24 protein-coding genes are annotated in these 23,694 nt (G+C 65.8%); 15 read left to right on the top strand and 9 right to left on the bottom strand.

All coding sequences use genetic code 11. From position 1 onward, the window contains the following. Positions 1-104: 104 nt before the first annotated feature. Genes AC6BOR_RS14195 through AC6BOR_RS14205 form a run of 3 tightly spaced genes read right to left on the bottom strand, consistent with a single transcriptional unit; the run spans position 105 to position 3,325 of the window. Positions 105-875 (bottom strand): SDR family oxidoreductase, encoded by a 771-nt coding sequence (locus tag AC6BOR_RS14195; protein ID WP_498059020.1) that lies wholly within the window; start codon positions 873-875, stop codon positions 105-107. After that, positions 872-2,512, bottom strand: a complete 1,641-nt coding sequence (locus tag AC6BOR_RS14200) for a spinster family MFS transporter (RefSeq protein ID WP_498059021.1) — start codon at positions 2,510-2,512, stop codon at positions 872-874. Before AC6BOR_RS14200 ends, AC6BOR_RS14195 begins: the two co-directional genes overlap by 4 nt. A gap of 51 nt (positions 2,513-2,563) precedes the next feature. Further along, positions 2,564-3,325, bottom strand: coding sequence for a helix-turn-helix transcriptional regulator (locus AC6BOR_RS14205; RefSeq protein WP_498060665.1), 762 nt, complete (start codon positions 3,323-3,325; stop codon positions 2,564-2,566). 154 nt (positions 3,326-3,479) lie between these two features. On the opposite strand from AC6BOR_RS14205, the gene msrA reads away from it, so the two are divergent. Continuing rightward, on the top strand, positions 3,480-4,013 hold the full coding sequence (msrA, locus tag AC6BOR_RS14210; protein WP_498060666.1) for a peptide-methionine (S)-S-oxide reductase MsrA: 534 nt from the start codon (positions 3,480-3,482) through the stop codon (positions 4,011-4,013). Here the strand turns inward: msrA and glmS are convergent, their stop codons facing one another. Together glmS and glmU are read right to left on the bottom strand one after the other, a co-directional pair. Continuing rightward, positions 4,014-5,840 (bottom strand): glutamine--fructose-6-phosphate transaminase (isomerizing), encoded by a 1,827-nt coding sequence (glmS, locus tag AC6BOR_RS14215; RefSeq protein ID WP_498059022.1) that lies wholly within the window; start codon positions 5,838-5,840, stop codon positions 4,014-4,016. Continuing rightward, positions 5,840-7,189, bottom strand: a complete 1,350-nt coding sequence (glmU, locus tag AC6BOR_RS14220; protein WP_498059023.1) for a bifunctional UDP-N-acetylglucosamine diphosphorylase/glucosamine-1-phosphate N-acetyltransferase GlmU — start codon at positions 7,187-7,189, stop codon at positions 5,840-5,842. The genes glmS and glmU overlap by 1 nt, the downstream gene beginning before the upstream one ends. Positions 7,190-7,288: 99 nt before the next feature. On the opposite strand from glmU, the gene gph reads away from it, so the two are divergent. From gph to AC6BOR_RS14265, 9 genes are all read left to right on the top strand, one after another. Continuing rightward, entirely contained in the window at positions 7,289-7,957 is a 669-nt protein-coding gene (gene gph, locus AC6BOR_RS14225; protein ID WP_498059024.1) for a phosphoglycolate phosphatase, read from the top strand. After that, positions 7,954-9,090 carry a sensor histidine kinase gene (locus AC6BOR_RS14230; protein WP_498059025.1) on the top strand — a complete coding sequence of 379 codons (1,137 nt, stop codon included), beginning with the start codon at positions 7,954-7,956 and terminating at the stop codon, positions 9,088-9,090. The genes gph and AC6BOR_RS14230 overlap by 4 nt, the downstream gene beginning before the upstream one ends. Positions 9,091-9,220: 130 nt before the next feature. Beyond that, on the top strand, positions 9,221-10,273 hold the full coding sequence (locus AC6BOR_RS14235; RefSeq protein ID WP_498059026.1) for a substrate-binding domain-containing protein: 1,053 nt from the start codon (positions 9,221-9,223) through the stop codon (positions 10,271-10,273). Beyond that, positions 10,270-11,664, top strand: coding sequence for a phosphate ABC transporter permease subunit PstC (pstC, locus tag AC6BOR_RS14240; RefSeq protein ID WP_498059027.1), 1,395 nt, complete (start codon positions 10,270-10,272; stop codon positions 11,662-11,664). The genes AC6BOR_RS14235 and pstC overlap by 4 nt, the downstream gene beginning before the upstream one ends. Before the next feature lie 47 nt (positions 11,665-11,711). Continuing rightward, entirely contained in the window at positions 11,712-12,953 is a 1,242-nt protein-coding gene (pstA, locus tag AC6BOR_RS14245) for a phosphate ABC transporter permease PstA (protein WP_498059028.1), read from the top strand. A 38-nt stretch (positions 12,954-12,991) separates the two neighbouring features. Then, positions 12,992-13,738 (top strand): phosphate ABC transporter ATP-binding protein PstB, encoded by a 747-nt coding sequence (pstB, locus tag AC6BOR_RS14250; protein ID WP_498060667.1) that lies wholly within the window; start codon positions 12,992-12,994, stop codon positions 13,736-13,738. A gap of 23 nt (positions 13,739-13,761) precedes the next feature. Continuing rightward, positions 13,762-14,472, top strand: a complete 711-nt coding sequence (gene phoU, locus AC6BOR_RS14255) for a phosphate signaling complex protein PhoU (protein WP_086117572.1) — start codon at positions 13,762-13,764, stop codon at positions 14,470-14,472. A 17-nt stretch (positions 14,473-14,489) separates the two neighbouring features. Then, positions 14,490-15,206, top strand: coding sequence for a phosphate regulon transcriptional regulator PhoB (gene phoB / locus AC6BOR_RS14260; RefSeq protein ID WP_086117571.1), 717 nt, complete (start codon positions 14,490-14,492; stop codon positions 15,204-15,206). Positions 15,207-15,305: 99 nt separating this feature from the next. Next, positions 15,306-16,202, top strand: a complete 897-nt coding sequence (locus AC6BOR_RS14265; protein WP_498059029.1) for an SDR family oxidoreductase — start codon at positions 15,306-15,308, stop codon at positions 16,200-16,202. A gap of 259 nt (positions 16,203-16,461) precedes the next feature. Here the strand turns inward: AC6BOR_RS14265 and AC6BOR_RS14270 are convergent, their stop codons facing one another. The 4 genes from AC6BOR_RS14270 to AC6BOR_RS14285 all read right to left on the bottom strand — a co-directional run bounded on the left by AC6BOR_RS14270 (position 16,462) and on the right by AC6BOR_RS14285 (position 18,892). Next, complete coding sequence (locus AC6BOR_RS14270; RefSeq protein ID WP_498059030.1) at positions 16,462-16,812, bottom strand: DUF2794 domain-containing protein; 351 nt, start codon at positions 16,810-16,812, stop codon at positions 16,462-16,464. A 32-nt stretch (positions 16,813-16,844) separates the two neighbouring features. Then, positions 16,845-17,516, bottom strand: a complete 672-nt coding sequence (epsC, locus tag AC6BOR_RS14275) for a serine O-acetyltransferase EpsC (protein ID WP_498060668.1) — start codon at positions 17,514-17,516, stop codon at positions 16,845-16,847. A 140-nt stretch (positions 17,517-17,656) separates the two neighbouring features. Continuing rightward, on the bottom strand, positions 17,657-18,175 hold the full coding sequence (gene ahpD, locus AC6BOR_RS14280; RefSeq protein ID WP_086117568.1) for an alkylhydroperoxidase, AhpD family: 519 nt from the start codon (positions 18,173-18,175) through the stop codon (positions 17,657-17,659). A 168-nt stretch (positions 18,176-18,343) separates the two neighbouring features. Further along, the gene (locus tag AC6BOR_RS14285) at positions 18,344-18,892 is read right to left on the bottom strand and encodes a peroxiredoxin (RefSeq protein ID WP_094474403.1); all 549 of its coding nucleotides are present in this window, start codon (positions 18,890-18,892) and stop codon (positions 18,344-18,346) included. Positions 18,893-19,012: 120 nt separating this feature from the next. On the opposite strand from AC6BOR_RS14285, the gene AC6BOR_RS14290 reads away from it, so the two are divergent. From AC6BOR_RS14290 to AC6BOR_RS14310, 5 genes are all read left to right on the top strand, one after another. Beyond that, positions 19,013-19,930, top strand: a complete 918-nt coding sequence (locus tag AC6BOR_RS14290; protein WP_498059031.1) for a hydrogen peroxide-inducible genes activator — start codon at positions 19,013-19,015, stop codon at positions 19,928-19,930. Positions 19,931-19,977: 47 nt separating this feature from the next. Further along, entirely contained in the window at positions 19,978-20,952 is a 975-nt protein-coding gene (locus AC6BOR_RS14295; protein WP_498059032.1) for an NADPH:quinone oxidoreductase family protein, read from the top strand. 14 nt (positions 20,953-20,966) lie between these two features. Then, positions 20,967-22,409: an aldehyde dehydrogenase family protein gene (locus tag AC6BOR_RS14300; RefSeq protein WP_498059033.1), complete on the top strand. Its 1,443-nt coding sequence runs from the start codon at positions 20,967-20,969 to the stop codon at positions 22,407-22,409. Between the two features lie 74 nt (positions 22,410-22,483). Beyond that, positions 22,484-23,278: an outer membrane protein assembly factor BamD gene (locus tag AC6BOR_RS14305; RefSeq protein ID WP_498059034.1), complete on the top strand. Its 795-nt coding sequence runs from the start codon at positions 22,484-22,486 to the stop codon at positions 23,276-23,278. Continuing rightward, positions 23,278-23,694, top strand: a complete 417-nt coding sequence (locus AC6BOR_RS14310; RefSeq protein WP_498059035.1) for an MAPEG family protein — start codon at positions 23,278-23,280, stop codon at positions 23,692-23,694. Before AC6BOR_RS14305 ends, AC6BOR_RS14310 begins: the two co-directional genes overlap by 1 nt.

Here is a 23,694-nt window from a genome sequence, read left to right on the forward strand (position 1 = left end):
CCCCCAGCCGGACGGCAAGGCGATGGCCACGGCATGTCATGCGCCTTTTGCCAAAGCCGCGCCACCGTAATTTGGCCTATTTGCCGCGCTGCAACAGCCCGGTTTCACACCGTGGTGGCATAGCCGCCGTCAACGGTGACCACGCTGCCGCACAGGAAATCGCTGGCCCGGCTGGAGAGGAACAGGGCGACGCCGGCCATGTCGTCGGGCGTGCCCCAGCGCTGCATCGGCGTGGCGGCGCGGAAGGCCTCGCGGAACTCCTCGGCGATGCCGGCAGTCATCTTGGATGGGAAGAAACCCGGCGCAATGGCGTTTACCGCGATGTGCCGCCCGGCCAGGAATTTGGCCATCATGCGGGTGAGGTGGAGCACACCGGCCTTGGAGGCGGCATAGCTGTAGGTTTCGAGATCGGAGATATGCTGGCCATCGATCGAGCCGATGTTGATCACCTTGGCGAGTTGGCCTGGCCCGGCGGCGGCTTCAAGCAGCGGCATGAGCTTCTGGGTGAGAAAGAAGACGGACTTCACATTGATGTCCATCACCTTGTCCCACCCGCTTTCGGGGAAGTTGTCAAAATCGGCGCCCCAGGAGGCGCCGGCGTTGTTGAACAGGATATCGACCCTGGGGGTGATGGCGGCGACGGCGGCGGCGAAGCGGTCGATCTCGGCCATTTGCGACAGATCGGCGGGGATGGCGGTGCAGGCCGGGCCCAGTTGCGCGGCGAGGCCTTCACAGTCTGCAATCTTGCGGCTGGTGATGATGACGTTGGCGCCGTTTTCAATCAGGGCGCGGGCGATCATCTCGCCGATCCCGCGGCTGCCGCCGGTGACAACCGCGGTCTTGCCGGCAACGCTGAACAGGCTTTCGATCTTCATGTCACGCCGTCTCCGATGATTTCGCCGGCGGTGCGGGCGCGGGTGATGCGGCTGGCTTCGGCGGCGGGCAGCCAGCGATACACGAGCAACAGGCAGGTGATGGTGACCGGGGCCATCAACAGCAGCGACAGCACGCCGGTGCCCAGGTTGCCCGACAGTTTCGAGACAAAGCCGGTGAACCAGGGGCCGAGGCCCAGCCCGAACAGGGTGGTGCCGATGAAAAAGGTGGCGGTGGCCGCGCCGCGCATGCGCGGCATCACCAGATCCTGCGTGGTGGCCGCCGCCACGCCGACATACATCGATCCGAACACCGTGGTGGGGGCATAGCAGAGGAAGAAGGTCGCGAGATCGGTTGTGGTGTACTGCAGCCAGATGAAGGGAGCCGGCACCAGCGTGGCGAGGCTGCCGACGATGATGCGGCCCGATGGGTGGCGTTTCTTGGCGGCATCGCCGAGCACGCCGCCGAGGATCGTGCCGATGAAGCCGCCGAGCGCGCCGCCGCCGCCGAGCAGGAAGGCAACCGCTTCCTTGGTGCCATACCAGGGCACGGGCGCGCCGCTGGCGGCCATGGGTTCGACAAAGCTGCGCATCGCATAGGGCGCCGCCCAGAAGCCGACGGAATAGCCGACAAAGCTGATCGAGCCGAAGCCGATGATGGTGAGCACAAAGGCCGGGGTGCCCCAGATCATCTCGTACGTGGGCTTGTCGCGCCGCTTGATCGATTGGGCCCAGCTGATCACGGCATAAAGGCCGGTGCCGACGGCGAGGAATTGCGGGATCTCGCCGGTGAAATGCACCAGTGTCGCCACCAGTCCGGCCACCAGCACCAGCGCTGCGATATTTTCCAACAGGGCGCGGCGGCCGAGCAGCGCCATGTTGATGAGGGTGAGGGGCGGGATGACGCTGGCCATGTCGGCCAGGAAATTGCGGATGATGGTGCGGCCGGGCATCGGCGCCGGCGGCGGCAGGCCATCGGCGCGGCCGCGGATGGGTTCGATCAGGGTTGCCACCCAAAGGGCGAGCAGCAGGCCGGGGATGCCGACCGCCATGAATGCCGCCTGCCAGCCGACCAGACCGAGCGGGCCGCCATCGGGATAGGCGGTGTTCCAGCCCTTCACCACCACGGCGCCGATCAGCAGCGACACGCCGCCGCCGAGATAGAGGCCGGCGGCATAGATGGAGAGCGCGGTGGCGCGCCGCGCCTTGGGGAACCAATCGGAAATCATCGAATAGGCGGATGGGCCGGCGGTGGCCTCGCCAACGCCCACCCCGATGCGGGCCAGCGACAATTGGGTGAAGCTGCCGGCGAGGCCGGACAGGGCGGTCATCCCCGACCACAGAGTGAGGCCGAAGCTCAACAGGCGGGTGCGCACCCAATTGTCGGCCAGGCGGCCGATGGGGACGCCGAACAGGGCATAGAAGACCGCGAAGGCCGTGCCGTAGAGAAAGCCCAGCTGGGCATCGCTGAGATTGAGGTCGCGCTTGATGTCTTCGGCGAGGATCGAGAGGATCTGCCGGTCGATGAAGTTGAAGACATAGACCAGCACCAGCAGCGCCAGCACATACCAGGCATACGGTCCGCCCACGGCAGGCACCTTGCCGGTGGGCACATTGCCCGGCGTTTCCTGATCGGCCATCCCCATCCACCCCGAACTGGCGGCATTGCTGCCTGTTGGAGCAAAGGCTTATCAGCCGTCCTGCCGCCTGTCACCCATCACATCGGCAAAGCTGAGCTGCCCATCGAAGAGGGCGCGGACAACCAGTTCGGTGCGGCTGGAGACGCCATAGCGTTGCTTGGCGGCTTCGAGATATTTGTGCACCGTGCCGGCAGACAGGCCCAGCAATTGCCCTGCAACCCAGTTGGATTTGCCGCGCGCGGCCAGCACCAGACAATCAAGCTGGCGCTGGGTGAGGCGCGGCGCCTCCCCGGAACTGGCAGCCGCATTCGCATCGGCCAGCCGCAGCCGTCGGGCGGCTTCGAAGGCGAAACAGGCCAGATATTGCGCGGCGGGCAGGCTATCGGCGGGCAGCGCCGCGCCTTCGGCCACCACGAAGCTGACGAGGCCGGAGGCCTGGCCGGGAATGTGGATCGGCACGGTATAACCCTCGGCAAGCCCGGCGGCGCGGGCTTGCGCCATGAAATCTTTGTGCCGCCTGGTCATCGGCAGCAGGCCGGGCAGATGGCTCCAGGCAAAGGGCGTGACCTGGCGTTCGCAGGCCAGCAGCACCGGATCATTGGCAACCAGGCCCTGGCCGGTCAGCCGTTCCACCCAGGCATCGGGAAAATCGCTCAGCCGCAGTGTGCCGAGCCGGTTGGCGGAGGTTTGCTGGGCCAGCGCGAAATGATCGAAATTGAACTGGCGCGTGGCGGCCTTCAGCACCAGGCCGATATCGGTGAGTGTGGGTGCCGCGCGCACGTCGCGCACGAAGGTTTGCACGGTGTTGAACATGGTCAAGCTACGCCCCCTCCATCGTCGCTTCACGCTGCGACGTCCTGTCGGTTGGCCCCGCCCCTTGCCCACCTTGTGCCTGCACGCCTATGCACAGACTGTACGTATATCATTCACCAAAAAAGGTGAAAAAACACTTTACAACGAGGCAAATATGGAACGGCAAATTGCAATCATCGCAGGCGGTTGCTTCTGGTGCACAGAGGCGGTGTTCAATGACCTGCGCGGTGTTCTCGAAGTCGAATCAGGTTATATTGGCGGCACGACAGACAATCCGACCTATGAGCAAGTCTGTTCCGGTCGCACTGGCCATGCCGAGGCGGTGAGAATTGTCTTTGATCCAGCCGAGATCAGCTATGCCGAGATTCTCGACATATTTTTCCACACCCACGATCCGACCACACTGAACCGCCAGGGCGGCGATGTCGGCACGCAATACCGGTCGGCTATCTATCCGCAGAATGGCGTGCAGGCGGTGGAGGCCGAAGCGGCGATCGCCCGCAACCAGGCCAGCTGGGACAACCCGATCGTCACCGCCATTGAACCCAACGCGCCGTGGTGGCGGGCCGAGGATTATCACCAGCGCTATTTCGAGAACAACGGCAGCAAGAACGGCTATTGCGTCGCGGTGGTCGGCCCGAAGCTGGCCAAGTTCCGCAAGAGCTATGCCGCGCGGCTGAAAGGATAACTACTCAACCGTCACCGACTTGGCCAGGTTGCGCGGCTGGTCGACATCCGTGCCCTTGGCCAGTGCGACGTGATAGGCCAGCAGCTGCACCGGAATCGCGCTGATCAGCGGGGTGATGAACGGATCGACCGTGGGCAGCGTGATGGCCGCCATGCTGCCCTGGCCGTGGCTGGCGATGCCTTCGGCATCGGAGATGAGCACGACACGGCCGCCGCGGGCCATCACCTCCTGCATGTTGGACACGGTCTTTTCAAAGCGCGGGCCCGATGGTGCAATGACGATCACCGGCACATGTTCGTCGATCAGGGCGATGGGGCCGTGCTTCAGCTCGCCAGCGGCATAGCCTTCGGCGTGAATATAGCTGATTTCCTTCAGCTTCAACGCGCCTTCCAGCGCCATCGGATAATCCGGGCCACGGCCAATGTAGAGAATGTCGCGTGCCTTGGCGAGGGTGGGGGCCATGGCGGCAATTGCCTCTTCGGCCTTCAGCGCCACGTTCATCGCCGCCGGCACTTCGGTCAGCAGATGGACGAGCCGGGCTTCCTCGGCGGCGTCCACCCGGCCCTTGGCCTTGCCGAGCGCGATGGCAAAGGCGGCCAGAACCGACAATTGGCAGGTGAAGGCCTTGGTGGAGGCGACGCCAACCTCGGGCCCGGCGTGGGTGGGCAGCAGCAACTGGGTTTCGCGCGCCATCGTCGAGGTGTCGACATTGACCACGGCGGCCACCATCTGGCCCCCGGCGGCGGCATGGCGCAGCGCGGCCAGCGTGTCGGCCGTTTCGCCGGACTGGCTGATGAACAGGCACAGGCCGCCCGGTTCATAGACGGGATCGCGATAGCGATACTCCGACGCATTCTCGATGGCGACGGGCACGCGCGCCAGGCTTTCGATCCAGTAGGACGCGACGTGGCCGGCGAGCAGCGCCGTGCCGCAAGCGACGATCTGCACCCGCTTCACATCGGCCAGGTCAAAGGGCAGGGCGCTGGGCAGGGCGACGGTTTCGGCGAGCGGATCAAGATAGGCGCCAAGTGTTTGCGCCACCACGATCGGCTGTTCGTGGATTTCCTTTTCCATGTAATGGCGGTGGTTGCCCTTTTCCATCACCGCAGCACTGGCCGAGGAGGTGATGAACGGGCGTGACACGGGCTGGTCATCGGCGGTGAAGATGGCGGCGCCGTTGCGATCGAGCCGCACCCAATCGCCTTCTTCCAGATAGGCGATGCGGTTGGTGAAGGGCGCGAGGCCCAGCGCATCGGAGCCGAGGAACATTTCGCCCTGGCCCTGGCCGACGACCAGCGGCGAGCCGCGGCGGGCGCCGTAGAGCACATCGGGGTGGGATTTGAACAATATGGCAAAGCTGAAAGCGCCGTGCAGCCGCTTCAGGGTGGCCGCCACGGCCGCATCCGGGCTGGCACCGGCGGCCAGCGCCAGTTCGAGCAGATGGGCGACCACTTCGGTATCAGTGTCGGACGAGAGGGTGCGGCCGGCGGCGATGACTTCGGCGCGCAGCGGCTTGAAATTCTCGATGATGCCGTTGTGGACCAGGCAGACATTTTCGGTGGCGTGCGGATGGGCATTGCCGGTGGTGGGTGCGCCGTGGGTGGCCCAGCGGGTGTGGGCGATGCCGATGCTGCCGGGCAGCGGCTGGGTGGCGAGTTCGCGGGCGAGGTTGGCCAGTTTGCCGGATGCACGCCGCCGGTCCATCACGCCATTATGGATGGTGGCGATGCCCGCGCTGTCATAGCCGCGATATTCCAGCCGCCTGAGGCCATCGATGAGCCGGTCGGCCACCGGTTCGCCCGACAGGATGCCGATGATGCCGCACATTATTGCTTGCCTTTCTTTGCCGTCTGGATCGCGCGGAACCGCGCCGCCCAGCCGGGCCGTTCCTCTTGCCGGCCGCGCGCCACGGCCAACGCATCGGCCGTGACGTCGCCGGTGATGGTGCTGCCGGCGCCAACAATGGCGCCGTCGCCGATGCTGACCGGTGCGACCAGCGCACTGTTGGAGCCGATGAAGGCCCCGTCGCCGATCACGGTCTGATATTTGAAGAAGCCATCATAATTGCAGGTGATGGTGCCGGCACCGATATTGGCCCTGGCCCCCACCATGGCATCGCCCAGGTAGGAGAGATGATTGGCCTTGGCGCCATCGCCGAGCACGGCCTTCTTGGTTTCGACGAAATTGCCGATCTTCACGCCGCTGCCCAGCACGGTGCCGGGGCGCAGGCGGGCAAAGGGGCCGATCTCGCAATCGGGGCCAATCACCGCCCCTTCGATATGGCTGTGGGCGCGGATGCTGGTGCCGCTGGCGATGCGGACGCCGGGGCCGAACACCACGAAGGGTTCGATGGTGACATCGGCTTCGATGGCAGTATCGGCGCACAGGAAGACGGTTTCGGGGGCCTGCATTGAGACGCCGGCCGCCATCAGTTCGGCGCGGCGGCGGCGCTGGAAAATGGCTTCCAGTTGCGCCAGTTCGGCGCGGCTGTTGGCCCCGGCCACATCATCGGCGGCGGTTTCGATCACCACGCACGCCCGGCCATCGGCCAGCGCCAGGCCAACAATATCGGGCAGATAATATTCGCCGGCCGCATTGTTGTTGGTGACGCGGGCCAAGAGGGCGAAGAGATCGCGGCTGTGGACCGCCATCAGGCCGGAATTGCACAGGGTTTCGGCGCGTTCGCTTGGCGTTGCGTCCTTGAATTCCACCATTTTGGCGATGGCGCCGTCGCGGGCGATGATGCGGCCATAGGCGCCGGGATCGGCCGGGCGGAAGCCGAGCACGGCCACCGCAACATCGCCCGAAAGCGCATCGAGCAGCCGCTGCATCGTGGCGGCCGGCACCAGCGGGGCATCGCCATAGAGGATCAGCACCTTGCCATCGAACCCGGCGAGGGCGGTTTCGCCCTGCTGCACGGCATGGCCGGTGCCCAGTTGTGGCTGCTGCACCGCGACATCGGCACGGCCGGCCACTTCGGCCTCCACCTGGTCCTTCAGGGCGCCGACCACGACGACGGTGCGGACTGGTTGCAGCGCGGCCAGGCTGTCCATCAAATGGCGCAGCATCGGTTTGCCGGCGATGGGGTGCAACACCTTGTGCCGGCTGGATTTCATGCGGGTTCCCATGCCGGCGGCAAGGATGATGGCGGCGATCGGGGCAGGGCTGCTGTTCACGCTGGCAGCCCTGCCACAATGCCACGGGCTTGAAAAGTGGCGGTTCCGGGCGCAACGACTGACGCGGAACTGCAACAATTTTCGGGCACGGCCGCCAGCGTGACGCTTCCCAGAACCATATTGTTCGATCTTGATGGCACGCTGGTCGACACCGCGCCGGATCTGGCCGGTGCGATGAACCATGTGCTGGCCAGCCTGGGCCGGCCCACCCTGCCGGTGGACATGGTGCGCCACCTGGTTGGCCATGGCGCGCGGGCGCTGATCAGCCGGGGCCTGGAGGTGACGGGGGAGGCCCGGCCTGATCTGGTGGAACCGGCGATGCCGTTGTTCCTGGCCCATTATGCCGCGCATATCGCCGATGCCTCCCGCCCGTTTGACGGGGTGGAGCGGGCGCTGGATGCGCTGGCGGCGGCGGGCTGCACCCTGGCCATCTGCACCAACAAGCCGACCGGGTTGGCGCGCGCGCTGGTGGCGGCGCTGGGTTGGCAGGAGCGCTTTGCCGCCGTGATCGGCCACGACCTGGCACCGAAAGCCAAGCCCGATGCCGCCCATGTGCAGGTGACACTGGAGGCCTGTGGCGGCGCTGCCAATGATGCCGCCTTTGTGGGGGATTCGGCCACCGATGCGGGCGCGGCGCGCAATGCCGGGTTGCCGCTGGTGCTGGTCAGCTTTGGCTATACCGATGTGCCGGCCGCCAGCCTGGGCGCCGATATGCTGATCGATCATTATGACCAGCTGGTGCCGGCCCTGGCGGGCCTGAAGCCATGACGTCGCTGGAGATCGCCCTGCTGGTGCTGGCGGTGATGCTGCTCGGCTTTTTCCTGGGCCGGGTCACCGCCACCGAGCCGCCGCTGCCGCCCCCGCCCATCGACGAGCCGGTGCCGGCCAAGGCCGATGCGCCGCGCGCCGACCTGATGCACATCGAAAGCCTGAACGGCCCGGTGCTGATCCTGCGCGGCACCTGGGTGGAGGCGGCCAACAGCGCGGCGCGCAGCCTGCTGGGCGCCCGGGTGGTGGGCAGCGACATCAGGTTGACCGTGCGCCACCCCGCCCTGCTGGATGCCGTGGACCAGGTGATGGCCGACGGCGCATCGGATGAGCGGGAGATCAGCGGGCTGGCGGACGGCAACCGCAGTTTCCGGCTGCGCGCGCTGGCCGATGGTGGCGGGCGCTGTATCCTGCTGCTCGATGATGTGACCCAGGCCAAGGCGACCGAGCGGATGCGGGTGGATTTCGTGGCCAACGCCAGCCACGAGCTGCGCACGCCGCTGGCAACGCTGACCGGCTTCATCGAGACGCTGCAGGGCCCGGCGGCCGAGGATGAGCCGGCGCGGCAGCGGTTTCTGGGCATCATGGCGACCGAGGCCGACCGCATGCGGCGCCTGATCGATGACCTTATGAGCCTGTCGCGCATCGAGCTGGACAAGTTCATCCGGCCGACCCAGCCGCTGGGCCTGGCCGGCATCGCCGGCGAGGTGGCGCGCACGCTGGCGATGCGACTGGAAGCGGACCAGCGCCAGTTGCTGATAGAGGAGCCGGCTGGCCTGCCTACGGTGATCGCCGATCGTGACCAGGTGCTGCAGGTGCTGCACAATCTGGTGTCCAACGCCCTGAAATATGGCCGCAGCGGCACGCCCATTCATGTGACCCTGGGAACACTGGATGGCATGGTGCGGATCAGCGTGCGCGACATAGGCGATGGCATTGCGCCCGAGCATCTGCCGCGCCTGACCGAGCGTTTCTATCGCGTGGATTCGCAGCGCAGCCGCACCATGGGCGGCACCGGGCTGGGCCTGGCCATCGTCAAGCATATCGTGGAGCGCCACCGCGGCCGTCTGGAGATCGAGAGCCGCCAGGGCGAGGGCACGGTGGTGAGCTTCACCCTGCCGGTGGCTCCGTAACAATAGTGTCATCAAAGCGTCATAAGGCCCACATCCGCCGTCGTTAGGGCGGTGCCACGGGGCAAATGCGGTGACGCCGATTCGGCCAGCCGCCACCAAGAGGTCGATCTTGCAGCAGCCAGTTTCGCGTGTGGGCCGTGCAGCGCGGGTTCGCCTGTGCCTGTTTGGGCTGGCGGCCACGTCGCTGCTGGTGGCGGCGTGCACCGGCGGCAGCCGCACGCAGATCCGCATCGTCGGCTCGTCCACCGTCTATCCGTTCACCACGGCGGTCGCCGAGCAGTTCAAGCGCAAATGGCCGGAGTTTCCGGCGCCGATCGTCGAATCGACCGGCACTGGCGGCGGAATCAAGTTGATGTGCGCCGGGCTGGGGGCGCAGTTCCCCGATGCCGCCAATGCCTCGCGCCGGATCAAGAAGAGCGAGCTGGAGGATTGCGCCAAGCATGGCGTGAAGGGCCTGATCGAACTGCAGGTCGGCATTGATGGCCTGGTGATCGCCCAGAGCCGCAGCGCCAATTTCCCCGGGCTGACCGAGCGCGATGTCTATCTGGCGCTGGCGGCCAACCCGTTCGGCAAGGGGCCCAACACCGCCCGGACATGGCGGGATGTGAACCCGGCGCTGCCCGATATCCGCATCGAGGTGATCGGCCCGCCGCCGACCAGCGGCACCCGCGACAGTTTCAACGAACTGTACATGCTGAAAGGCTGCAACAGCGAGCCGGCGATGAAGGATTTGAAGAAGCGCGACGAAGCGGCCCACAAGCAGATTTGCGAGAAGGTGCGCGAGGATGGCGCCTTCATCGAGGGCGGCGAGAATGACAATCTGATCGTGCAGAAGATTGCTGCCAATCCGCAGGCGCTGGGCGTGTTCGGTTACAGCTTTGTCGAGGAGAACAGCGACAAGGTGAAGGACGTGCCGCTGGGCGGGGTTGAGGCCACTTACGACAATATCGCTGGCGGCAGTTTCCCGGCGTCGCGGCCGCTCTATCTTTATGTGAAGGCGCAGCATGTGCCGGCGGTGCGCGGCATGCGCGAGTTTCTGGCGGAATATGCACGGGAATCGACCTGGGGCCGCGGCGGCTATCTGGCGCGCAAGGGGCTGGTGGCGGCGCCGGAATCCGTGCGGGCGCAGGGTGAGGTGATCGCCCGGCAACTGACCCTGATGGACGAGGGCAGCGTGAAATGAGGGTGCTGATCGCCTTTGCCCTGGTGCTGGCGCTGGCGGGTCTCGCCTATCTGGCGGGGCGGGCGCGGGCGCAGCGGCTGACGCTGGCCGCCGGCGGGCGCATCGGCGCGGTGCATTCGCGGCCCGTTTATCATGGCGCCTATGTGGCGGTGCTGGCGCTGGCGCCGGCGCTGATCCTGCTCGCCGGATGGGGCGTGATCGGCGAAGGCGTGATCGAAGGCCGGGTGCTGGCGACGCTGGATGCGTCTAGCCAGCCGGCGCCGGGGCCCGACCGCGATGCCCTGATGAACGAGGTGCGCGGCCTGGTGGCCGGCGATCTGCCCCAGGCCTTCAACCCGTTGGCGCCGGTGCTGGCCCCGCGCTATGCCGCCGCCAAGGCCAATCTGGATCTGCTGGCCGGCGCGCTGGCGGTGGCCTTGCTGTGCCTGGGCGGCCTGTGGGGCTATAGCCGGATCCGCCCGGATTTCCGCGCCCGCAACCGGGTCGAGGCCCAGGTGCGTGTGTTGTTGCTGGTGGCATCTGTGGTCGCCATCCTCACCACCTTTGGCATCGTGCTCAGCCTGATCTTCGAATCGATCCGCTTCTTCCGGCTGGTCTCGCCGGTGGAGTTCCTGACCGGCCTCGCCTGGAGCCCGCAGACGGCGCTGCGCGCCGATCAGGTTGGCTCCACCGGAGCCTTTGGGGCGGTGCCGCTGTTCTGGGGCACGATCTTCATCGGTGCGATCATCGCCATGGCAGTCGCCATTCCGCTGGGCCTGATGTCGGCCATCTATCTCACCCAATATGCCCAACCCCGCCTGCGCCGCTGGCTCAAGCCGGTGCTTGAGCTTCTGGCCGGGGTGCCGACCGTGGTTTATGGATTCTTTGCCGCGCTGACCGTGGCGCCCATCGTGCGCCAGATTGCCGTGGCGCTGGGGATGAGCGATGCCTCCTCCGACAGTGCGCTGGCCGCCGGCCTGGTGATGGGCGTGATGATCATTCCCTTCGTCTCTTCCATGGCGGATGACGCGTTGACGGCGGTGCCGCGGGCGATGCGCGATGGCAGCCTGGCGATGGGCGCCACCATGAGCGAGACGGTGAAGAAGGTGATGGTGCCGGCCGCGCTGCCGGGCATCATCGGCGGCGTGCTGCTGGCCGTGAGCCGGGCGATTGGCGAGACGATGATCGTGGTGATGGCTGCCGGCCTTGCCGCCAATCTCACCGCCAATCCGTTCAGCAGCGTGACCACGGTCACCACCCAGATTGTCGCGCTGCTCACTGGCGACCAGGAGTTTGACAGCGCCAAGACGCTTTCGGCCTTTGCCCTGGGGCTGGTGCTGTTTGCCATGACGCTGGTGCTGAACATCTATGCGCTGGCGGTGGTGAAGCGTTATCGGGAGGCGTATGAATGAGTGGCGTCTTGCCTGAGCGCCGGCCGACCGACTGGACCTCGCCGGCGATGCAATCGCGAATTGCGGCCCGCTATCGCGCCGAGCGCAATTTCCGCCGGCTGGGCGCGGCGGCGCTGGTGATCGCCGCCAGCTTCCTGGCCTTTTTGCTGTTCACCATCGTCCGCGACGGCTGGAGCGGCTTCCTGCGCACCGAAGCCAAGGTCGAGGTGACATTCACACCGGCGACGCTGGGGGTTGATCCGGCTGCCGTGGCCGGCCCCGATGGCAAGGCCGTGCTGGCCCGCGCCGATTATCTTGCCTTGATGAACGAAGCGGCGAAGGGCCTGGGCACGGCATCGGGCACATTGTCGGATGCGGCCTGGCTGGAGCTGCGCGATGAATTGCTGGCGAAGCCGGCGTTGCTGGGCCAGACAGTCACCGTGTGGGTGCCGGTGCGATCGACCATCGATCTGCTGGCCAAGGGCAAGTTTGATCTGTCCGCCCCGGCTGACAGCCGCGGCGTGAGCGACCGCGAAGTGGCGGCCTGGCGCTGGCTGGAGCAGCAGGGCCGGCTGCGCACCGGCTTCAACAGCGCCTTCCTGGGCAATGCTGACAGCACCGAGCCGGAACTGGCCGGCATTGGCGGCGCGGCGCTGGGATCGCTGTTCACCCTGTTCATCACCATCATCATCGCCTTTCCGTTGGGCGTGCTGTCGGCGGTGTGGCTGGAGGAATATGCCCCCAAGGGCCGGCTGGCCGATCTGATCGAGCTTTCGATCAACAATCTGGCGGCGGTGCCGTCGATCATCTTCGGCCTGTTGGGCCTGGCCTTCTTCCTCAACATTGCCGGGCTGCCGCGCTCCTCGCCACTGGTGGGTGGGATCACGCTGGCGCTGATGATCATGCCGGTGATCGTGATTGCCGCGCGGGTGGCGATCAAGGCGGTGCCGCCGTCGATCCGTGATGCGGCGCTGGGCATTGGCGCCTCGCCCATCCAGGTGGTGTTCCAGCATGTGCTGCCGCTGGCGCTGCCCGGCATCATGACCGGCACCATCATCGGCATCGCTCGGGCGCTGGGCGAAACCGCGCCGCTGCTGCTGATCGGCATGCGGGCCTTTGTCACCGACGTGCCGCAGGGCCTGACGGCGCCTGCCACCGTGCTGCCGATGCAGGTGTTCCTGTGGTCTGACGATGTGCAGCGCGGCTTTGTCGAGAAAACCTCCGCGGCCATCCTGGTGTTGCTGGTGATCCTGATCGCCATGAACAGCCTGGCCATCTATCTTCGCAACCGTTTCGAGAGGCGCTGGTGAACCAGAACCCTGCAATCGGCCACAACAGCGTGCCCAAGATGACGGCGCGTGATGTGAACGTGTTCTATGGCCAGAAACAGGCCATCAAGAATGTCTCGATCGATGTGACGAGCGAGCATGTGACCGCCTTCATCGGCCCGTCGGGCTGTGGCAAGTCCACCTTCCTGCGCTGCCTCAACCGCATGAACGACACGGTGGACGGCGCCCGGGTGGAGGGCCGCATCGAGCTCGACGCGCAGGACATTTATGCCCCGGCGATGGACGTGGTGCAGTTGCGCGCCCGGGTGGGCATGGTGTTCCAGAAGCCCAACCCGTTTCCCAAGTCGATTTACGAGAATGTCGCCTATGGCCCACGCATCCATGGCCTCGCCCGCGCCAAGGCCGATATGGACAATATCGTTGAAAGTGCGCTGCGCCGCGCCGGCCTGTGGGATGAGGTGAAGGACCGGCTGGGCGAAAGCGGCACCGCCATGTCGGGCGGGCAGCAGCAGCGGCTGTGCATCGCCCGCGCTATTGCGGTTGATCCTGAGGTGATCCTGATGGACGAGCCCTGCTCGGCGCTTGACCCCATCGCGACAGCGCGGATCGAGGAGCTGATCGACGAACTGCGCGGCCGCTATGCCATCGTGATCGTGACCCACAACATGCAGCAGGCGGCCCGCGTCAGCCAGAAGACCGCCTTCTTCCACCTGGGCACGCTGGTGGAATATGATGACACATCGGCGATCTTCACCAATCCGAAAGCGACGCGGACCAAGGATTATATCACCGGCCGCTACGGCTGATCCGGTATTGAAAGGCGCTTATCATGGCCGAATTTTCCGCCCACACCGTCAAGAGCTTTGACGAGGATATCGCCCAGCTGCGGGCGGTGATCACCCGCATGGGCGGCCTGTGCGAAAGCCAGATTTCCGATGCGGTCGATGCGCTGGTGAACCGCAATGTCGAAGCCGCCGCGGTGATCGTGGAGAATGACAAGCGCCTGGACGCGCTGGAGGCCGAGGCCGAGGCGCTGGCGGTGCGGATCATCGCCCTGCGCGCCCCAATGGCGGATGACCTGCGCGAGATTGTTGCCGCGCTGAAGATCGCCGGGGTGATGGAGCGCATCGGCGATTATGCCAAGAATATCGCCAAGCGCGCTTCGGTGGTGGCGCAGGCTCAGCCGATTGCCCCTGCCGTGATCATCCCGGAAATGGCCCGCGCTGTCGTGGGCATCATCCGCGACACGCTGGATGCCTTTGTGGACCGCGATGCCGCCAAGGCCAGCGCCATCCTGCAGCGCGACCAGCAGGTGGACGAGTTCTACAACTCGCTGTTCCGCTCGCTGCTGACCTTCATGATGGAAAATCCCCACTACATCACGCCATCGACCCACCTGCTGTTCGTTGCCAAGAATCTGGAGCGCATCGGCGACCATGCCACCTCGGTTGCCGAGATGGTCTATTTCACCGCCACCGGCCAGCGCCCCGCCGAGCGGCCGAAGAATGATTTCACCTCGACGATCTACAACCCCCAGTGATCCCGGGAGATTGACCCATGCGTGCCAAGATCCTTCTGGTTGAAGACGATGCCAGCCTGATCGAGCTGGTGACCTATAATCTGGAAAAGGAAGGCTTTGACGTTGTTCGCACCGGCGACGGCGAGGAGGCCCTGACCCTGGCCGAGGAAGAGAAACCCGACCTTGTCATCCTCGACTGGATGATCGCCAATCTGTCGGGCATCGAGGTGTGCCGCCGCCTGCGCCGGGCGCCGGCCACGGCCAATCTGCCGATCGTCATGCTCACCGCCCGTGGTGACGAGGCCGACCGTATCCGCGGCCTCGAAACCGGCGCTGATGATTACATGACCAAGCCGTTTTCGCCGCGCGAGCTGATCGCCCGCATCCGCGCCGTGCTGCGCCGGCTGCGCCCGGCCCTGCAGGGCGGCCAGCTGGAATTTGCCGGCATCGCCATGGACACGACCGCCCACCGCGTCACCCGCGATGGCCGCACCGTGCAGCTGGGGCCGACGGAGTTCCGCCTGCTCCGGCATTTCCTGGAGCATCCGGGCCGGGTGTTCAGCCGCGAGCAGTTGCTGGACGCGGTGTGGGGCCGCGATGTCTATGTGGAGCAGCGCACGGTCGATGTGCACATCCGCCGGCTGCGCAAGGCGGTGAACGCAGGGCCGACCGGCGAAGAGCTGCCCGATCTGATCCGCACCGTGCGCTCGGCCGGCTATTCGCTGGATGCGACGCCGGAAGCGCAAGCGGCCTGAACAACCGGTCATCTTTGCGGACCGTATTTGGCTTTGCACGCCGCGCCGGCTTGGCTAAGCGGGGCGGACTGATTCCAACTGTTCGGGGGTAGTTCCGAAATGTCGATTTCGTTTGAAGGTCGTGTTGCCATTGTCACCGGGGCTGGTGGCGGCCTCGGCCGGGCCTATGCGCTGGATCTGGCGCGGCGCGGTGCCAAGGTGGTGGTGAACGATCTGGGCGGCGCCCGCGATGGCTCGGGCGCCTCGCTGTCGGCGGCGCAGGCCGTGGTGGACGAGATCACCGCCTTTGGCGGCGACGCGATGGCCAATGGCGCCAGCGTGACCGACATGGCGGCGGTGGAAAAGATGGTGGCCAACGTGAAGGAGCGTTGGGGCCGCATCGACATCCTGATCAACAATGCCGGCATCCTGCGCGACAAGACGTTCGTGAAGATGACGCTGGACGATTTCCGCACCGTGATGGATGTGCACCTGATGGGCAGTGTGAACTGCACCAAGGCGGTGTGGGAACTGATGCGCGAGCAGGCCTATGGCCGCATCCTGATGACCACCAGCTCCACCGGCCTTTATGGCAATTTCGGCCAGGCCAATTATGGCGCTGCCAAGCTGGCACTGGTTGGCCTGATGAAGACGCTGGCACTGGAAGGTGCCAAGTATAATGTGCATGTGAACACCATCGCGCCGCTGGCCGCGACCCGCATGACCGAGGATCTGATGCCGCCGGCCATGCTGGAGAAGATGGGCCCGGAAACGGTGGTGCCGGCCAGCGTCTATCTGGTGTCTGAAGAGGCGCCGACCAATGTGATCCTCAACGCCGGCGGCGGCGGGATCGAGCGGGCCTATGTGACGCTGACGCGCGGCATCCATCTTTCGGCCGAGGAAATGACCGCCGAGACGGTGGCCGCCCGCTTTGCCGAGATCAGCGACCGCACCGGCGAACTGGTGCCGGACAATGGCAGCGCGCAGGCGCAGACGGCGCTGGCGGGTGCCCGCTGAGCGGGCGCAGTTTCGGCCCGAATTAAATCCTTGACAGAGCGGACGGCGGCTGTGATGGCCGCCGTTCGTTTTTACGCTTTTTCCGCATCTCGTAGGGTTTGGCGGCGGCTCCCGGCGATGCTGGCTGACCGGTCAGGGTTGCGGGCAACATGACAGATTTGGGGGGTGTAGGACAGGGCAGCGCGCGCGGTCCTCAAGGCCCCCTCCGTCAGCCTGCGGCTGCCACCTCCCCCAGAGGGGGAGGATGATGTTCGATGGTTTAGCCTTCCACTGCTTTCAGCAGGCGGCGTTCGAGGACGGCGAGCACGTTGGCGAGTTCGTGGCCGCGCTTGAGGATGGCGCCGCCTTCGCCATAGAGGATCCATTCGCCCTGGCGGCCCCGCAGCGCCGGGTCTTTCACCAGCCGCACCTCCGGGTTTTCGGCGGTGCGGCGGAAGGCGGAGAAACTCGCGAGTTTGGGACCCATTTCAAGGCCATAGTCCCGCCACAGGCCGGCGGCGACCATGCGGCCATAGAGCGACATGATGCGGTCAAGTTCTTGCCTGGTGAAGGCAACCTGGGTGACGCGCGGGCTGCTGCCGGTGGCGGCAAACGGGATGACATTGCTCACGCTCGGCAGAGTGGCGCGGGCGGGCGGACCGGTCAACCGGCCTTTCTGTGCGCGTCTTCCCGGGTCAGTTCATCAAGCCGGCTTTTCAGCACCTCGATCTCGCAGCGCAGCAGCTCCAGCTTCTGGGTTTCGGGATCGAATTTCTGCGCACACGGTGTGCCATAGGGCAGGAACGGCTTCACATAATCCTCGGCGGCCATCACCACCGGCTTGGCCGGGATGCCGACCATGGTGGCACCTTCGGCGACATCGCGGGTGACAACCGCATTGGCGCCGACGCGGGCATTGGCGCCCACGGTGATCGGCCCCAGCACCTGCGCGCCCGAACCGATGATGGCGCCATCGAGGATGGTGGGGTGGCGCTTGCCGCCAATCCCGCCGGCCGGATCGGTACCGCCCAGCGTAACGCATTGATAAATCGTGACATTATCCCCGATTTCGGCGGTTTCGCCGATCACCACAAAGCCGTGATCGATGAAGAAGTTGCGGCCGATGCGGGCGCCGGGGTGGATATCGATGGCGGTGAGGAAGCGGCTGATGTGGTTGACCAGCCGGGCCAGGAAATAGAAGCGGCCGCGGAACAGGGCATGGGCGATGCGGTGCATGCCCAGCGCCCAGATGCCGGGATAGGTGAGGATTTCAAGGCGGCTGCGCGGCGCGGGATCGCGGCGCTTCACCGAATCGAGATAGGCGATCAAACCCATGGTCACTCTCCGCAGCCCATTGGGGGGGGCAGGCTGACGATTTGAGTGTCACTTAACCCAATTCACGGCAAAAGGCCAGCCATCCCGGTGGGGATGACTGACCTTTCATGTTGGCCGGGCAATTGGTTACAGCGCCGGGCTCACAGCGCCTGGAGGGTGCGGGCGACAGCGTGGACCACGGCGGCGATGCGCACGGCGGCCTGGATCTTGTCGGCACCGACACCATGCTGGGCCAGCACCTTGTCATGCGCGTCGATGCACATGCCGCAGCCGTTCACGGCGGAGACGGCTAGGCTGTAGAGCTCGAAATCGGCCTTTTCGATGCCCGGCGCACCGATCACGTTCATGCGCAGCTTGGCCGGCATGGTTTTGTAATCGGGGCGCGAAGCCATGTAGGTGAAGCGATAATAGATGTTGTTCATCGCCATGATGCTGGCGGCGGCCTTGGCGGCGTTCAGCGCCTCGGGGCTGAGCTTGGTGGCAGCTTCGGCTTCGACCGCGTCGATCAGCGGCTTGTGCGCGCAGGCATGGGCGACCGCGACCAGCGTGCCCCACTTCTGCTGATCCGACAGCAGCTGTTCGGTGAGCAGCGAGGAGACGTTGAGGCGCAGATCCTTGGCGTAGTCGGGGAGGGTCTTGGCGAGTTCGGAAAACAGCATGGGTGCGCTCCGCTAACCCCTCTCCCATCTGGGGAGAGGGAGGGGCCCACCGCGCAGCGGTGGGAGGGTGAGGGGATGTGGAGGCGGAGGAGGGGGCGTTTGCGGCGCCCCCTCTCCCCGCTCGCCTGCGGCGAGTCGCCCTCTCCCCCGGGGGGAGAGGGGCCGCGCTTACGCTGCCGGCTTCAGCGTTTCTTCGCCGCCCTGCCAGTTGCAGGGGCACAGCTCGTCGGTCTGCAGCGCGTCGAGGATGCGCAGGGTTTCCGCCGGGTTGCGGCCGACGTTCAGGCCGTTGACCGTGATGTGCTGGATCACGTTTTCCGGATCGATGATGAAGGTGGCGCGCAGCGGCACGCCGGCGCCCGGCACGATGATTCCCAGCGCGTCGGCCAGCAGCTTCGAATTGTCGGCCAGCCACGGGAAGTCGCAGGCGGCCAGGCGCTCGTCGCTCTTGCGCCAGGCGAAGTGCACGAAATCGGTGTCGGTCGAGGCGCCGATCAGCACGGCGTCACGATCTTCGAAATCGCCCTTCAGCTCACCATAGCCGATGATTTCGGTCGGGCAGACGAAGGTAAAATCCTTGGGCCAGTAGAACAGGATCTTCCACTTGCCCGGATAGGCGGTGGTGATGTCCAGCGTTTCGCCGGCCGGCAGCGCGGCAACGCCCTGCTGCACCGGCAGGTTGAAGGAGGGAACTTTATCGCCAACGGTCAGCGCCATGGGTCGGGTCCTTGTCTTGAGGTTGAATCTCGGTGCCAGCGGTTCTGGCGGGTTGTGCAATGACGGCAGCGCAGATAGAAATCCAATCGATAATATCGGTGTGACAAATCGAATCTGTCGATGACCGCCTTTCAACCCACGCTGAAGCAGCTGCAGTATCTGACTGCGCTGCACATCCATGGCCATTTCGGCCGGGCGGCCGAGGCCTGTTTCGTGACGCAGTCCACCCTGTCGGCGGGCCTGGCCGAGCTGGAATCGCTGCTGGGCGTGCGGCTGGTGGAGCGCAACCGCCGGGTGGTGCGCTTTACCCCGATGGGGGAGCGGGTGGTGGCCAAGGCCTATGGCGTGCTGCGCGAGGCCGATGAGCTGGTGGGCCTGACGGTGGGCGGCGACAAGCCGCTGGCCGGGCCGCTGCGGCTGGGGGTGATCCCCACCATCGCGCCGTTCCTGCTGCCGCGCGTGGCCCCACGCATCCGCGCCGATTATCCCGATCTGAAGCTGTATCTGCGCGAGGAGATGAGCGGGCCGGCCAGCGAGGCGCTGGCGCGCGGGATGCTGGATGCCGTGTTGCTGGCGCTGCCGTGGGAGACGCCGGGCTTGACCGTGCTGCCGCTGGCGCAGGACCCGTTTTTCCTGGTGTTTGCGCCGGGTGATCTGCCCGATCCGCCGCCCAGCGTGGCGCCCGATTCGATCGATGCCAACCAGTTGCTGTTGCTGGAGGATGGCCATTGCCTGAAGGATCAGGCGCTTTCGGCCTGCGGCCGGCCTGAGCTGCGGTCTGATCCGGCGCACCGGGGCACCAGCCTGGTGACTCTGGTGGAGATGGTGGCCGGCGGGCTGGGGCAGACCTTGATGCCCAAGCTGGCGCTGGATGCCGGGATCATCGCCCACACCAATCTGATCGCCCGGCCGGTGACGGGGGCGGTGACTGGCAATGCCGAGCGCACGCTGGCGCTGGTGTGGCGGCAGGGAAGCCCGCGCGAAGCCGAGTTCCGCCTGCTGGGCGAGGCAATAGTGGCAGGATTGGCGGCACCGTAACCGGCGGCTATGCTGGCCGCGAAAACCGCATCTGGGGAGTGACAGCGATGAAGGCCGTGTTGTGTGTTGAGCATGGGCCACCGGAAATGCTGGTGGTGCGCGATGTGGCGGTGCCGGAACCGGGCAAGGGCCAGGTGCGCATTTCGGTGAAGGCGGTGGGGGTGAATTTCCCTGACACGCTGATCATCCAGAATCTCTATCAGTTCAAGCCGGCGCTGCCGTTCAGCCCGGGCGGCGAGTGTGCCGGCGTGGTGAGCGCGGTCGGCGAAGGCGTGACCGATGTGGCGGTGGGCGATTCCGTGATCGCCATGACCGGCCATGGCGCCATGGCGGAAGAGGTGATCGCCAATCGCGGCCAGGTGGTGAAGATGCCGCCGGGCATGCCCTATGATGTGGCCGCAGGTTTCACCATGACCTATGGCACCAGCCATCATGCCCTGAAGCAGCGTGGGCAGCTGAAACCGGGCGAGACGCTGCTGGTGCTGGGTGCGGCCGGCGGCGTCGGCCTGACGGCGGTGGAGCTGGGCAAGGTGATGGGCGCGAAGGTGATCGCGGCGGCCAGTTCGGATGAAAAGCTGGACCTGTGCAAGGCGATGGGGGCCGACGCGGTCATCAACTATGCCACGGAAGACCTGAAGGAACGGGTGAAGGCGCTGACCGGTGGACGCGGCGCCGATGTGATCTATGATCCGGTGGGTGACCGTTATGCCGAGCCGGCGTTCCGCGGCATTGCCTGGAACGGCCGTTATCTGGTGATCGGCTTTGCCGCCGGCACCATCCCGGCGCTGCCGCTGAACCTGCCGCTGATCAAGGGGGCGAGCATTGTCGGCGTGTTCTGGGGGGCCTTCACCCAGGCCGAGCCGAAGGTGCATCTGGAGAATATGGCCGAGCTTTTGGACTGGTATGCCAAGGGCCAGTTGAAGCCGCATGTGTCGCGCCATTTCAGCCTGGATGAAGGGCCGCAGGCGATCCGCTGGATGATGGACAGGAAGGCGCTGGGCAAGATCGTGCTGACCATCTGAGGGGAGTGACGGGCATGGCGTTGCGGGACCAATATCCGCTGTATGTGGCCAACCGGCCGGAGCAGCCCAACGCCGATCTGGTGGTGACGGACAAGTTCACCGGGCTGCCGGCGACGCGGGTGGCGCAGGCCGATGCGGCGACGATCGACCGTGCCATTGCCGCCGCCGTGGCCGCTGCTGCGCCGATGGCGGCGATGGCCAGTTACGAGCGCCAGGCCGTGCTGGCCCATTGCGTGACGCGCTTCACCGAGCGGCAGGACGAGCTGGCCCACGCCCTGTGCATCGAGGCCGGCAAGCCGATCCGCGATGCGCGCGGCGAGGTGGGGCGGTTGATCGACACGTTCCGCATTGCCGCCGAGGAAAGCGTGCGGATGTGCGGCGAGGTGCAGCCGCTCGACATTTCGGCGCGGGCGCGCGGCTATCAGGGGATGTGGAAGCGGGTGCCGATCGGCCCGTGCAGTTTCATCAGCCCGTTCAATTTCCCGCTCAATCTGGCCGCGCACAAGATCGCGCCGGCGATTGCGGTGGGCTGCCCGTTCGTGATGAAGCCGGCCAGCCGCACGCCACTGGGCGCCATCATCATTGGCGAGGTGCTGGCCGAAACCAATCTGCCGGCCGGCGCCTTTTCGATCCTGCCCGCGCATCGCGAGGGGGCGGACCTGTTCACCACCGATGAGCGGCTGAAGCTGCTGAGCTTCACCGGCAGCCCCGATGTGGGCTGGGATCTGAAGGCGCGGGCCGGCAAGAAGAAGGTGGTTCTGGAACTGGGCGGCAATGCCGCAGTGATCATCATGCCCGATGCCGATCTGGATGATGCCGCCGACCGCACGGTGTTTGGCGCCTTTTATCAATCGGGGCAAAGCTGCATCGGGGTGCAGCGCATCCTGGTGCATGATGCGGTGTATGACGCGTTCAAGGCGAAGCTGGTCGAGCGCACGGCCAAGCTGATCGCCGGGGACCCGCGCGAGGAAGCGACCTTCTTGGGGCCGATGATTGACGTGAAGGAAGCCGCGCGGCTGGATGGCTGGATCCAAGAGGCCGTTGCCGGCGGCGCCACCTTGTTGTGCGGCGGCCAGCGCGAGGGGGCCATGCTGGCGGCGACCCTGCTGGAAAATGTGCCGAGGGCCGCGAAGCTGAACACCGAGGAGGCCTTTGGCCCGGTTGCGTTCTTCACGCGCTTCAGCACTTTCGAAGAGGCGCTGGGCATCGTGAATGACAGCAAGTTCGGCCTGCAGGCCGGCATCTTCACCCGCGACCTGTTCGAGATGCTCAAGGCCTGGGATCATCTGGATGTCGGCGGCGTGGTGATCAATGATGTGCCGAGCTATCGCGTCGACAATATGCCCTATGGCGGCGTGAAGGACAGCGGGCTGGGCCGCGAGGGCGTGCGCTTTGCCATGGAAGACATGACCGAGATCCGCAATCTGGTGATCCGGCGGCGACCGCAGGATTTGTGAGGCCGCCGCTTCAGCCGCGCTTCATCGGGGCGGCGCTACTTCCAAGCCGTGCTTCGTCCTGCTAGGGGTCTGCCATGTCCCGCTTCCACCGCCCCGCCGTGCTGTCTCTGGTCGTGCTGGCCCTGTTGTCTGGCTGCGCCGCTGGCCGCGGCAAGGGCCGCAAGGATCAGCGTTATATCGCCCAGGACGTGGAAACACTCTATTCGGCGGCCAAGCAGACGCTGGACAAGCGGCAGTATCGGCTGGCGGCGGCGCAGTTTGACGAGGTGGAGCGCCAGCACCCCTATAGCGTGTGGGCGCGCCGGGCGCAGTTGATGAGCAGCTTCAGCTATTTTGTGGCGGGCGAATATGCCGAGTCGATTGGCGCGGCGCAGCGGTTTCTGTCGTTGCACCCCGGCAGCCGTGAGGCACCCTATGCCTATTACATGGTGGCCTTGAGCTATTACAACCAGATCATGCCGGTGGGGAAGGATCAGAAGATCACCCAGCAAGCGCTGGATGCGCTGGGCGAACTGGTACGGCGTTATCCCAACACCGATTTTGCCGCCGATGCCCGGTTGAAGATCGATCTGGCGCGCGATCACCTGGCCGGCAAGGAGATGGAGGTTGGCCGCTTCTATCAGAGCCAAGGCCTCTATATCGCAGCCATCACCCGGTTCCGCGTGGTGATCGACAAATATGACACCACCAGCCATGCGCCCGAAGCGCTGCACAGGCTGGTCGAATCCTATCTGGCGATGGGCATTCCGGAAGAGGCGGTGAAGGCGGCCGCCGTGCTGGGCAACAATTATCCCGGCTCCAAATGGTATGACCGCAGTTACAAGCTGGTGGAGCGCTGGGTGCCCGACGCGCCGCGCAAGGCCAGCTGATGCTGATCCCGGCGACCCTGATCACCGCCGGCCTTTTGGGCCTGGTGTTCATGGCGCTGACCCTGCGGGTGGTGGGCCGGCGCATGTCGGGCAAGATCATGATTGGCGATGGCGGTGACGCCCAGATGCTGGAGCGCATCCGCGCCCATGCCAATTTCACCGAGCATGTGCCGCTGGCGCTGATCCTGATGGGCGGCATCGAATTGACCGCGGGCCATGGCAGTCTGTGGTTGTGGGGCATTGGTGCGGCGCTGGTGCTGGCGCGCGTTGCCCATGCCATCGGCATGAGCCGGCCGGCACCCAACCCGTTCCGCGCGGCGGGGGCGCTGATCAGTTGGCTGGTGATCCTGGGGCTGAGCCTGTGGGCGCTGTGGCTGGGCGTGATGCCGCCGCCCAACCCGCACGATTTCGTCTGA

The sequence above is a fragment of the Sandarakinorhabdus sp. FBCC-B8862 genome (assembly GCF_059745315.1).